The following is a 10,973-nucleotide window of genomic DNA, read 5'->3' as shown; positions in this document are numbered from 1 at the left end:
AAAACAGTGCGGCGACTAATTCCCTTGCGGTTCGGCGCACAGAGATGGGGCGTAAACGCTCTCAGAACTCTTCGGCCCGCTCGACCCAGCCCGAAACGCGGCTCTCTGAGAGGTCCGTGTCCGCGGCGATGTCTGCTGCATCCCCGCTGGCCAGTTCGCCCACCGTCTCGATACCGATCTCGGCGAGTCGGTCGGCGTAGGCGGGGCCGATGCCCTTGATATCCGTAACGGGCGCAGTGCTTCCATCATCGTCGGCCTCAGCCGATTCTTCGTCGGATTCGGCTGGCTCCTCATCAGCCTCGGTCGAGTCCTCACTAGCGGTGGCCGCCGAATCGCTGTCCTCGTCGTCGCCCGCCGTTTCTGGTTCGGCCTTTGTGGTAGAGTCATCAGTCGCAGATGCCGATTCGTCGTCGGTCGCAGTCGGTGACGCCGCGGTCTCCGACTCGTCCGTCTGAACGGACGTCGTACTCCCGTCCCCTGATTCGGCACCAGCCCCGTCCGCGGTATCGGATGTGTGGGTCTCGGTAGTCGTCGCGGTGTTCGTCCCCTTCACAGCGTCTTCGTCTTCAGTAGAGGGCTCTCGCTCGACGGTCACGTCCACGTCGCGATTGGTTCCCGACGCGGATGACCCAGTCCCGTCAAGCCCGAGGGCGGATTTCAATTTCTGAAGCAGACCCATACATGAACGTATTTATCCCCCACACAAATCTCTTGCTGGTGACCGCTCCGCTACAGGTGTTCGCGCAACTGGTCGTTCATCCGGTCCACGGGCGCGTCTTCGCCAGTCCAGCGTTCAAACGCTTCGACCCCCTGATACAGGAGCATCCACGCGCCGTCGACTGTCGTCGCGCCCGCGGCCGCCGCGTCCTGTAACAGACGGGTCTCGATTGGCGTGTACACCGCATCGAGCACCGCGATGTCGCTGTGCAGCGCATCGGCGGGGACCGGCGTCTCGTCTTCCTCCATGCCCACGCTGGTGCAGTTGACGAGGATGTCGGCGTCCGCGAGCAGGTCGGGGAGCGAGTCGAGGCCGTGGCCGGTTGCGGCCGGGACCTCGTCGGCGAGCGCGTCTGCTTTCGATTCGGTGCGGTTGGCGACTCGCACCGACAGCCCCTCGTCGGCGAGGCCGAATGCGACAGCCCGGCCCGCGCCGCCGGCCCCGACGACGACAGCCGTGCCGGACATCGACACGTCGTGGTGGGCCAGCGCCCGGACCGCCCCAACCGCGTCGGTGTTGTAGCCCGTCGGCGTGTCGCCGCTGAAATCGACGGTGTTGACCGCGCCGATGCGCTCGGCGAGCGGCGCGGGGTCGACGGCGTCTAGCACGTCCTGTTTGAACGGGATAGTGACGTTGAGGCCGTCGATCCCGAGCGTCTCCGCCGCTTCGATGGCTTCGGCACCGGCGTCGGCCGCCGGCTCGAACGTGACGTATCGCGCGTCAAGCCCCAGTGCCTCGTAGCCCGCCTCGTGCATCGGCGGCGACAGCGAGTGCCCGACCGGGTTTCCGATGAGTCCGTAAACGTCCATACCAACGCCAGCGCGCGCCGGTCGTATGAACGCCACGCTCTCACGCAAGTGGTCAGGGTACTCAGTCGACACTTTCGCAAGCTTTTCAGCCGGACCCGGTTACGTTTGAGCTAGTGAGTCGTCTTCGCCACCCGCTGGTACAGGTCGCAGTGACGGTTTCTCTGACTGTTGGCTGGATATATCTGTTCGTCACTGGTACCGAAGTCGGAAACGTGACGACCGTCGCCGTCAGCGGGATCGCGGTCCTCGGGGCGTCGTTCCTGCTGGCGTGGGGCGCTGAAACGGCCGAGAAAGACGTGCCGAGATCGTTCGCTATCGCCGTTCTCGCCGTTCTCGCAGTCGCCCCCGAATACGCCGTCGACGCGCTGTACGCCTGGAACGCCGGAGCTGGTGGAGCGACAACGGAAGCCTGTCAGCAGTTTTCCCCGGCGGAGATCGAAGCGGGCGCGACATCGCTGGCCAGGGCCTGTCACGACGCGAACCTGGCTATCGCGAACATGACCGGCGCGAACCGCATCCTCATCGGCATCGGCTGGGCGGGCATCGCCGTGTTCACCGTCTGGCGGGCCGCGAAAACCCGAGACCCCGCAGTACAGAAACGCGACGGGTTCCTGCGGGACGCCGTCCAACTGGACACCGACATCGCGACCGAGATATCCTTCCTCTTTCTGGCGACGATGTGGGCGTTTCTCGTCCCCCTTGGCGGCGGTATCGGTATCTTCGATACGCTGTTTCTGGTCGGGCTCTACGTCGCCTACATCGGGCTCGTCCTCAAGTCCGACATCGAACACAGCGAGCACACCGTCGGCGTGCCGAAGTACTTCCAGGAGTGGTCGCTGCCGTGGCGGCCGCTGGTCGTTCTGGCGCTGTTTGGCTACTCCGGCGCGATGATTTTCACGGCCGTCGAGCCGTTCGCGCACGGCCTCGAAGAAATCGGCGTCGCGAACGGAATCCCCGAGTTCTTCATGATCCAGTGGGTCGCCCCGCTGGCCAGCGAGTCGCCCGAACTCATCGTCGTCGCCGTGCTGGTCAACAAGGCCCGGTCGACGGCCGGGTTCAACGCCCTCATCTCCTCGAAGCTCAACCAGTGGACGCTGCTCATCGGGACCATCGCAGTGGTGTACTCCATCGCGCTGGGCGGGTACGGCGTCCTGCCGTTCGACGCCAGACAGGGCGCGGAGATCTGGATTACGGCGGCCCAGTCCTTCTTCGCGCTCGCCATCCTGGTCAACTTCGAGATCAGTATCCGCGAAGCGGTCGGGCTGTTCGCGCTGTTCATCTCGCAGGTGATTCTGGAGTTCGCTATCATCAGGGACCTCCTCGACCTGCCGATATCGAGTCACGACCTCCTGCTTGCGTACACGGGGATGTATCTCGTCGTCGGGATGGCGCTGTTCGTCCAGCGCCGCGAGGCGCTGAAACACCTGTTCGGGCTGGCCGGTGACGCCGTCCGGACTGCGATGGGCCGTGAACCGATCCACCCGGAGAACGCCGACTGATGCTCGGAATCGTCGTCTCACACGCTGACGCGGCGTCGACTCATATCGGCGAGCACCTGCGCTCCCTGCGGGACTGGGAAACGAGCGTCGACGAGACGCGCCCCGACACCGAGGGCGGCGAGACGGTCTACCGAACAGACAGCGTCGAACTCCGCGAGTTCGAGGCGCTACATCTGGACATCGAAAACGTCGCGGCGGCGTTCGACGACCCGGACCTGCTGGTGTTCGCCTCGAAACACGCCGGCGAGACCGACGAACTCCTGACGGCTCACCACACCGGGAACTTCGGCGTCGCGGAGTTCGGCGGCGAGGACGGCCAGTTCGCGCGCGCCTGTCCCGGTGCGCACGAGGCCGTGGTTTCGGCGCTCCAGCGCCACGCCCCGCCGGAATACGAAGTCGGGATGGAGTGTACCCACCACGGCCCGACGGCTGTCGGCGTCCCGTCGATGTTCGTCGAGGTCGGCAGCGCGGAGCCACAGTGGGAGGACCCCGACGCCGCCGAAGCCGCCGCCAGGGCGATACTGGACCTCGCCGACGAGCCGGCCGACAAGCCGCGGGAAAACGGGACGCGCCGCCACCTCCTCGGCGTCGGCGGCGGCCACTACGCCCCGCGGTTCGAGCGGGTCGTCCGCGAGACGGACTGGGCGGTCGGCCACATCGCCGCCAACTGGTCCTTGGACGCGCTGGCAGAGTGGGCCGACAGCGACGCGGAGCGCGACGCCGTTCTCGAACGCGCTTTGGCGGCCAGTGCGGCCGACTACGCCCTCATGGAGGGTGACCGGCCGGACCTCCAGGCAGCGATCGAGTCGCTGGGCTACCGTGTCATCAGTGAGACGTTCGTTCGGGAGACGACCGGTGTCGACCTGGGCCTCGTCGAGACGCTGGAAGACGCTGTCCGGCCGGTCGACGATGGTCTCAGGTTCGGAGAGCTTGCGCCCGGGTACGACGGGGAATGGACCGTAATCGACCTCCCGAGCGAGCTTATTTCGGACGTGCGCGGTGTCGATAGCGAGGCACTGCGTGAGACTATCGAACGCCAGTCCATCGCGTACGCGACCGAGCAAAACGGGACTGTCCTCACCGGACCGATTGTCTGTCCGGCAACGACAGGCTTAGAAGCGGTCGTCGAACCGCTGGTCGAAATCCTCGAACGGCGCTTCGACAGCGTCGACTGGACCGCGGACGAACTGGTCGCCCGGGAGACGGCGTTCGACCCGGACCTCGCACGAACGGCCGGTATCCCCGAAGGGCCCAAGTTCGGGAAACTCGCCTCGGGCCAATCCGTCGAAATCGGCGGCGAAGAGATTGGCCCGGAGCGTTTCCAGCGCGAGCGTATACGTCGATATACGCTGTGAACACTGGCGCGTCAGCCGGTAAAACTAGGACTCAACACGTCAGACGTGCGTCAGACGTAGGGGGAAAACTAATAACTGTTCGTCTGCAAGGGGGTTTTAAATTATGGATTCGATAATTGACGACGCTATCGACGAGGCAGAACAAGACGGGGAGGACGCGGCTGGCGGAACTGTCGACGAAACGACATCGACGCCGTCTCAAGACATGTCCACGTCCGGGACGATGTCCGACGAGGAACTGGCAAGCGTCGTCAAGGACCTGGAAACGAAGATCACGGTCGTCGGCTGTGGCGGTGCTGGCGGGAACACGGTCACCCGGATGATGGAGGAGGGCATCCACGGGGCCAAACTCGTCGCCGCAAACACCGACGCACAGCACCTCGCCGACGAGGTGGCCGCCGACACCAAGATTCTCATCGGCCGCAAGCGCACCGGCGGCCGCGGCGCGGGTTCGGTCCCGAAAATCGGCGAGGAGGCCGCCCAGGAGGACATCGAGGACATCCAGCAGTCTATCGACGGCTCAGACATGGTGTTCGTCACCGCAGGTCTCGGCGGCGGCACCGGCACCGGCGCGGCTCCGGTCGTCGCACAGGCCGCGCAGGAAGCCGGCGCACTCACCATTTCTATCGTCACGATTCCGTTTACCGCGGAGGGTGAACGCCGCCGTGCCAACGCCGACGCTGGCCTCGAACGACTCCGTTCGGTCTCCGATACGGTCATCGTCGTGCCGAACGACCGCCTGCTGGACTATGCGCCGTCGATGCCGCTGCAGGACGCGTTCAAGATTTGCGACCGTGTGCTGATGCGCTCGGTCAAGGGCATGACCGAACTGATCACCAAGCCCGGCCTCGTCAACGTGGACTTCGCCGACGTTCGGACCATCATGGAGAACGGCGGTGTCGCGATGATCGGCCTCGGCGAATCCGACTCCGAGAACAAGGCACAGGACTCCATCCGCTCGGCGCTCCGCTCGCCGCTACTTGACGTGGAGTTCGACGGTGCGAACTCCGCGCTCGTCAACGTCGTCGGCGGCCCCGACATGAGCATCGAGGAAGCCGAGGGCGTCGTCGAGGAGATCTACGACCGCATCGACCCCGACGCTCGCATCATCTGGGGCGCGTCGGTCAACAACGAGTTCGAGGGCAAGATGGAGACGATGATCGTCGTCACCGGCGTCGAGAGCCCGCAGATATACGGCCAGAGCGAGGCCGAACAGGAGAAGGCCGCCCAGCAACTCGGTGAAGACATCGACTACGTCGACTGAACTGCCTCGTTGTCTCAGTTTTCTGACTCTCCCTAGCTGCCAGTAAATGAATTTATCTCCACACGTTTGCTATCATAAATGATACTCTCGCCGAAAAGCGTTTATCCGGAAATTCTAACTCTCTTCGCATGTACTCAGATTCGAGGCGTAATGTTCTCAAAAAGTGTCTGGCCGTTGGGAGCTTGGGACTCTCATCCGGTTGTCTCGGTTCTCTGAGCGGAGGCAGTGACACTGTTCAGTTTGGTGCACTCCTCCCACTCAGTGGTGCGCTCGCCCCACTCGGACAACACGGCAAGCGCATGGTCGAGCAGGCAGCAAGCGACGTCAACGCCGCCGGTGGTATCGGCGGTAACGACGTCGAAGTGACCATTCTTGATACCGAGGCGAACGCCGAAACCGCGGTAGAGCAGTACGGATCACTCGTCGACCGTGGTGTCATCGGCTTCGTCGGCGGCCTCGTCAGTGATGCGTCGCTCGCTCTCGCTCCGGAAGCAGCCAGCGACGAAATCATGGAGGTCAGCCCCGCCAGTACTGCCCCGCAGCTATCGACTGCCGGCCGAGCCAACGGGCGGAAATACTTCGGTCGAACGGTGCCGAGTGACGGGACGCAAGCGGTGGTAATGGCGAAGGCCGTCGACGACTCGCTGTACATCGATGCGGACTCCGTCGCGTTACTGAGCATCGACAACTCCTTCGGTGCCGGACTGGCGGACGCACAGCGTGAGGCACTGAACGCCGATATCGTCGCCGATATCCGATATGACCCGTCGTCGGAATCGTTCGACGACACGCTCGCAGACGTGTTCCAGAACGACCCTGATGCCGTCAGCTTCACCAGCGTCTCCGGCCAGGAGCGCGGTATCCTTGATGCGTACAACCAGTCGGAGTACGACGTTCCATGGGTGCTGTCTGCGGGGATGTTCGGCGGTGACCTCCCGTCGTACTACGACGGGTTCTACAGCGCGTCGCTGTCCTCTGCGCGAACGCAGGCGTACTTCGAACTGGTCCGCCGGCTCCCGGATATCGATGATCCCCGAGCGTACTCGGTCAACGCGTACGACGCGCTGTTTTTGATGGCGTGTGCCGCCGAACAGGCCGGCGAAAGCAGCGGTCCGGCAATCGCCGAGACCATTCAGTCAGTCTCCGGCGGGTCTGGACACACTGTCTCTGTCGGCGACTTCGGTCGTGTTCGGTCACTCACTGAAGCAGGCCGGGCAGTGAATTACCAGGGTGCGTCCGGCAGCGTCGACCTGACGGCTGACCTCGAACCGCTGAGTTCGTACCTGATCGAGCGGGTCACTAACGGGTCAGTCGAGTCGCTGGAGCTATTGCAACCACAGTTCTTCAAATCGGGAGGGTCCCGATGAGTTCGCTCCCGAGCCGGCTGGTTCAGGCAACGGAGCGTGCGCTCCCTGACGTCATTCGGCGTCGGTACGCGGCGAAGTTCGGCGTCCTGTTGCTCGGCGTGGTCGTCTTGCTCGCACTCGGTGGGGCAGCCATCAACCTCGAAACGGGGGCGCTAGTTGAGTCACAGACAGAGGATCAAATCCGCGGTGTCGCGGAGTCCCAATCGAGTTCCGTCTCAACTTGGGTCTCGAACAAGCAGTCGACGGCGTCGTTTCTCGCGGCGTCTATCGGTGATCGGTCCGAGTCCACCTCTGACAGAGAACACCAGCGGTGGCTCGAACAGAAGCTCATTGGGTTACCGGGAGACGTCCGGGCGCTTCATTACGTCGACGCCGCTGACGGTACAGTCACCGCCAGCACCGACGACGAACTGAACGGCGTCGCACTGAGCAACGTCGACGATCCGTGGACCGACGCGAGTGGTGCAGTCGTCTCGTCGGGTCCGACGGGCACGTCCGAAGCGTACAAGAGCAGTAACGAATCGGTTATTGCGTTCGTCCAGCCTGTCTCCGGCAGCGACGAATACGTCGTGCTGACGGCGTCGCTCGAAGCGCGCTCCCACGAGTTCACGTCACCGTTTGCGACCGGCGACGTGAAGGTCGTCGGGTCGAACGGACAGATCATTCTCGACAACCGGAAGAGTTCTATTCTCGAAGAGTACGCAGCGACCGGGGACGCGACCGACACGAGCGTCGAAGCAGCACTGAACGGCGAAACCGGCTACAAGTCCGTCTCCGCCAGAACGGGCATGGAAGACGGCCAGTACGTGATGGCGTACACGCCGGTCACCGGCACTGAGTGGGCGTTGCTGTATCACGTCCCGCAGGACCGCGCGTTCGCCCTGCAGTCGGCTGTCTCCGAGAACATCGCGCTCCTGCTGGCGCTTGCCGTGGGGGCACTGTTCGTCGTCGGCGTGACAATCGGGCGCGGAACCGCGAACGCGCTCTCCCGCGTGGCCGAAAGCGCCGAGGACATCGCCGCCGGTGAGATCAACAGCACCCTCCCCGAGACCACGCGCGTCGACGAGATGGGGCAACTGTACGACTCATTCGCGTCGATGCAGGCGTACCTGACAACCGCCGCGAATCAGGCCGACGCGCTCGCTGACAAGCGGTTCGACGACCCGGCGCTCGACGAGAGCATCCCCGGTGAGTTCGGTGCGGCGCTGGAGGAGATGGGCGAGGACATCCAGACGTTGATTACCGACGTCGAAGCCGCCAGAGACGAGGCGGAGGCGGCGAAAGAAGACGCCGAGGCGATGGCGTCCGCCCTCGAAGCGAAGGCGGCCGAGTTCAGCGACGTGATGGACAAGTCGGCGGCCGGAGACCTCACCCAGCGGATGGCCACCGACAGCGACTACGACGCGATGGTCGACATCGCGGAGAGCTTCAACGAGATGATCACGGAGCTCGAACGGACGGTCAACCGCATCGAAGGGTTCGCCGGAACCGTCGACAGTTCGACGGAGACGATCTCCGCGAGCGCACAGGAAGTGCGGTCGGCCAGCGAGTCGGTGAGCGAGTCGGTGCAACAGATCGCCGAAGGCGCTGACGAGCAAAACCGGAACATCCAGCAGGTGAGCGACGAGATGACCGACCTCTCGGCGACCGTCGAGGAAATCACCTCGTCCACCGACGAAGTCGCGTCGAAGTCACAACAGGCCGTCAACGACGGCGAGTCCGGCCGCGAATACGCTGAGCAAGCCGCCGCCGAAATCGAAGCGCTCGAACGGAAGTCCACCGAGGCTATCGAACAGGTGGAGTCCCTCGCTGAGGAGATGGAGCGCATCGGCGAAGTCACGACGCTCATCGACGAAATCGCGGAGCAGACGAACATGCTCGCGCTCAACGCGAACATCGAAGCCGCTCGGGCCGGTGAGGCGGGCGAAGGGTTCGCCGTCGTGGCCCGCGAGATCAAGACGCTCGCCGAGGAGACGCAGGAAGCAACGACCGATATCGAGTCGATGATCGACGACATTCGGTCCCGGACCGACACCACTGTCGAGGACATGCAGGAGATGGGTGAGAGCGTCGACACTGGGAAGAAAACGGTCGAAAACGCGACGGACTCGCTGACCAGTATCGTCCAGCAGGTCAACGAGGCAAACGACGGCGTCCAGGCTATCAGCGACGCGACCGACGAGCAGGCGGCTTCGATGGAAGAGGTCGTCTCGATGGCCGAGGAAGTCGGCTCGATCAGCGAGGAGACGTCCGCCGAGGCCGAGAACGTCGCCGCGTCCGCCGAGGAACAGACGGCGTCGATCACGGAGGTCACCGAGAAGATACAGTCGCTCTCCAGTCAGGCGACAGACCTCAAGGAGCTCATCGACCAGTTCGAAACCGGCGATGCCGGTGACGGCAGTGAACTGGGAGCACACGGATCGGACGGGACTGCGTTGACCGACGACTAACCGACGAGTTCGGAACGCCCGTTTCGGCCATCGCTTCGCTCTGTCGACTACTTTTTTCGACGGTGTACCCAAAGCGCTCTGTGAGAGGTGCGGACTCGTCGCCGCGCACCACAATATAGAAAAGCCACCAGTGGGTACGACCCGCTATGGACGTTCCATACGATCTCACCTCCTACATCCGCGTACTCAAACTGGCGAGTACGCCGTCGTGGGAGGAGTTCTCCCAGATCGCGAAAATCGCCGGCGCGGGCATCGCGCTGGTCGGACTGCTCGGGTTCATCATCTTCGCCGTGATGACCTTCATCCCTGGCAGCAAGCCGGTGTAAACCGATGGGAATCTACGCAGTCAAAACCACGGCCAGTCAGGAACGCACCGTCGCGGACATGATCATCTCCCGCGAGGAAGACGAGATCCACGCCGCGCTCGCACCGGACTCGCTCACGAGCTACGTCATGGTCGAAGCGGACGATCACAACGTCTTCGACCGGATCCTCGACGAGATACCCCACGCCAACGGCGTCGTGCAGGGGGAGTCCTCGATGGCGGAAGTCGAGCACTTCCTCTCGCCGAAACCGGACGTGGAAGGCATCGCGGAGGGCGACATCGTCGAACTCATCGCCGGCCCGTTCAAGGGCGAGAAGGCGCAGGTCCAGCGCATCGACGAAGGCAAGGATCAGGTCACCGTCGAACTGTACGAGGCAACGGTCCCGATTCCGGTCACCGTGCGTGGCGATCAGATACGCGTTCTCGACTCCGAAGAGCGGTAGGCACATATCCACCGGCGGAGCCGGTGGTTCACTGGCCCGAACGACGTGAGGGCCCGCTTTTTCGCCCACGTTTTTCGAGGAGTGGTGCGCGAACACAGTGAGCGTACCCGACGAAGAAAAAGGTGGAGCAGTAGGAAGCGACGGTCCCGATTCCGGTCACTGTGCGTGGCGACCAGATTCGCGTTCTCGACTCCGAAGAGCGCTGAGCGAAGCGCTCCTCGTTCAACTCGAACGGGAGCGGAGCGAGCCGTGAGACCGTACGGTAGCCTTTTTAGCGAGCTAACGGCGGCGACTAAACTTCCGCCTATGTTTCACAAAGCGCGCAGTCGCTACGCTTCGCCGCCTTCCAGTCGGTCGATGACCTCGCTCATGTTGGCGGCGGCCTCGACGGACTCCTTGATCTGTTCGCGGCGGCGGACCTCGGCGGCAGAGGCGTCGTAGGCGCGGACGTACTCCGCGCGGGAGTGTTCGTCGAAGGCGTGCTTGATAGCGAAGTAGCCGTCGGGGACGACGGCACCGCAGACCTTGCACTCGATGCGGTCGTGTTCGACCGACTGGTGGATGATAAGCTCCTCGACGCGGTCGAACTGTCTGTCGTCCCCTTCGATGTCGCACTCCCAGCGTGGCATTTGCTCAGTGGCATGCGACGCGGGGTTAAAAACGTTGGCTGCCACCTGTCATCGGTCTGTCCCGAAGGCTGCCGAAACGGAAACCCCTAATGGCAGTACGGAGTTAGCGTTCAC

Annotated in this window: 10 protein-coding genes; 7 read left to right on the top strand and 3 right to left on the bottom strand. The window is 63.6% G+C overall.

Translation table 11 applies throughout. The annotated features are described in order from the left end of the window. Nucleotides 1-61: 61 nt before the first annotated feature. Complete coding sequence (locus ACNO8S_RS06340; protein WP_008309421.1) at nt 62-679, bottom strand: helix-hairpin-helix domain-containing protein; 618 nt, start codon at nt 677-679, stop codon at nt 62-64. Between the two features lie 50 nt (nt 680-729). Continuing rightward, a complete protein-coding gene (locus ACNO8S_RS06335; protein ID WP_420182671.1) occupies nt 730-1,527 on the bottom strand; it encodes a shikimate dehydrogenase in 798 nt (265 codons plus the stop codon). A gap of 113 nt (nt 1,528-1,640) precedes the next feature. On the opposite strand from ACNO8S_RS06335, the gene ACNO8S_RS06330 reads away from it, so the two are divergent. From ACNO8S_RS06330 to ACNO8S_RS06300, 7 genes are all read left to right on the top strand, one after another. After that, nucleotides 1,641-3,026 (top strand): sodium:calcium antiporter, encoded by a 1,386-nt coding sequence (locus tag ACNO8S_RS06330; protein WP_420182670.1) that lies wholly within the window; start codon nt 1,641-1,643, stop codon nt 3,024-3,026. After that, the gene (locus tag ACNO8S_RS06325; RefSeq protein ID WP_420182669.1) at nt 3,026-4,381 is read left to right on the top strand and encodes a D-aminoacyl-tRNA deacylase; all 1,356 of its coding nucleotides are present in this window, start codon (nt 3,026-3,028) and stop codon (nt 4,379-4,381) included. Before ACNO8S_RS06330 ends, ACNO8S_RS06325 begins: the two co-directional genes overlap by 1 nt. A gap of 103 nt (nt 4,382-4,484) precedes the next feature. Beyond that, the gene (ftsZ, locus tag ACNO8S_RS06320; RefSeq protein WP_004592941.1) at nt 4,485-5,645 is read left to right on the top strand and encodes a cell division protein FtsZ; all 1,161 of its coding nucleotides are present in this window, start codon (nt 4,485-4,487) and stop codon (nt 5,643-5,645) included. A gap of 128 nt (nt 5,646-5,773) precedes the next feature. Continuing rightward, nucleotides 5,774-7,012: an ABC transporter substrate-binding protein gene (locus ACNO8S_RS06315; RefSeq protein WP_420182668.1), complete on the top strand. Its 1,239-nt coding sequence runs from the start codon at nt 5,774-5,776 to the stop codon at nt 7,010-7,012. Next, nucleotides 7,009-9,462: a methyl-accepting chemotaxis protein gene (locus ACNO8S_RS06310; protein WP_420182667.1), complete on the top strand. Its 2,454-nt coding sequence runs from the start codon at nt 7,009-7,011 to the stop codon at nt 9,460-9,462. Before ACNO8S_RS06315 ends, ACNO8S_RS06310 begins: the two co-directional genes overlap by 4 nt. Nucleotides 9,463-9,608: 146 nt before the next feature. Beyond that, on the top strand, nt 9,609-9,788 hold the full coding sequence (locus ACNO8S_RS06305) for a protein translocase SEC61 complex subunit gamma (RefSeq protein WP_004592944.1): 180 nt from the start codon (nt 9,609-9,611) through the stop codon (nt 9,786-9,788). A 4-nt stretch (nt 9,789-9,792) separates the two neighbouring features. Continuing rightward, a complete protein-coding gene (locus ACNO8S_RS06300) occupies nt 9,793-10,230 on the top strand; it encodes a transcription elongation factor Spt5 (protein WP_004516836.1) in 438 nt (145 codons plus the stop codon). A 329-nt stretch (nt 10,231-10,559) separates the two neighbouring features. Here ACNO8S_RS06300 and ACNO8S_RS06295 read toward each other — a convergent pair whose 3' ends face one another. Then, nucleotides 10,560-10,859 (bottom strand): DUF7565 family protein, encoded by a 300-nt coding sequence (locus tag ACNO8S_RS06295; RefSeq protein WP_004516837.1) that lies wholly within the window; start codon nt 10,857-10,859, stop codon nt 10,560-10,562. Nucleotides 10,860-10,973: the final 114 nt, after the last annotated feature.

Origin of the sequence: Haloarcula sp. KBTZ06 (genome assembly GCF_048595605.1) — an archaeon.
Taxonomy (GTDB): Archaea; Halobacteriota; Halobacteria; order Halobacteriales; family Haloarculaceae; genus Haloarcula; species Haloarcula hispanica.
This window is presented reverse-complemented; position numbering and strand designations above follow the sequence as displayed.

Bases quoted from the DNA above. Each gene is read 5' to 3' on its own strand.
- ACNO8S_RS06340 (WP_008309421.1), bottom strand. From the start codon at position 679: ATGGGTCTGCTTCAGAAATTGAAATCCGCCCTCGGGCTTGACGGGACT.
- ACNO8S_RS06335 (WP_420182671.1), bottom strand. From the start codon at position 1,527: ATGGACGTTTACGGACTCATCGGAAACCCGGTCGGGCACTCGCTGTCG.
- ACNO8S_RS06325 (WP_420182669.1), top strand. From the start codon at position 3,026: ATGCTCGGAATCGTCGTCTCACACGCTGACGCGGCGTCGACTCATATC.
- ftsZ (WP_004592941.1), top strand. From the start codon at position 4,485: ATGGATTCGATAATTGACGACGCTATCGACGAGGCAGAACAAGACGGG.
- ACNO8S_RS06315 (WP_420182668.1), top strand. From the start codon at position 5,774: ATGTACTCAGATTCGAGGCGTAATGTTCTCAAAAAGTGTCTGGCCGTT.
- ACNO8S_RS06310 (WP_420182667.1), top strand. From the start codon at position 7,009: ATGAGTTCGCTCCCGAGCCGGCTGGTTCAGGCAACGGAGCGTGCGCTC.
- ACNO8S_RS06305 (WP_004592944.1), top strand. From the start codon at position 9,609: ATGGACGTTCCATACGATCTCACCTCCTACATCCGCGTACTCAAACTG.
- ACNO8S_RS06300 (WP_004516836.1), top strand. From the start codon at position 9,793: ATGGGAATCTACGCAGTCAAAACCACGGCCAGTCAGGAACGCACCGTC.
- ACNO8S_RS06295 (WP_004516837.1), bottom strand. From the start codon at position 10,859: ATGCCACGCTGGGAGTGCGACATCGAAGGGGACGACAGACAGTTCGAC.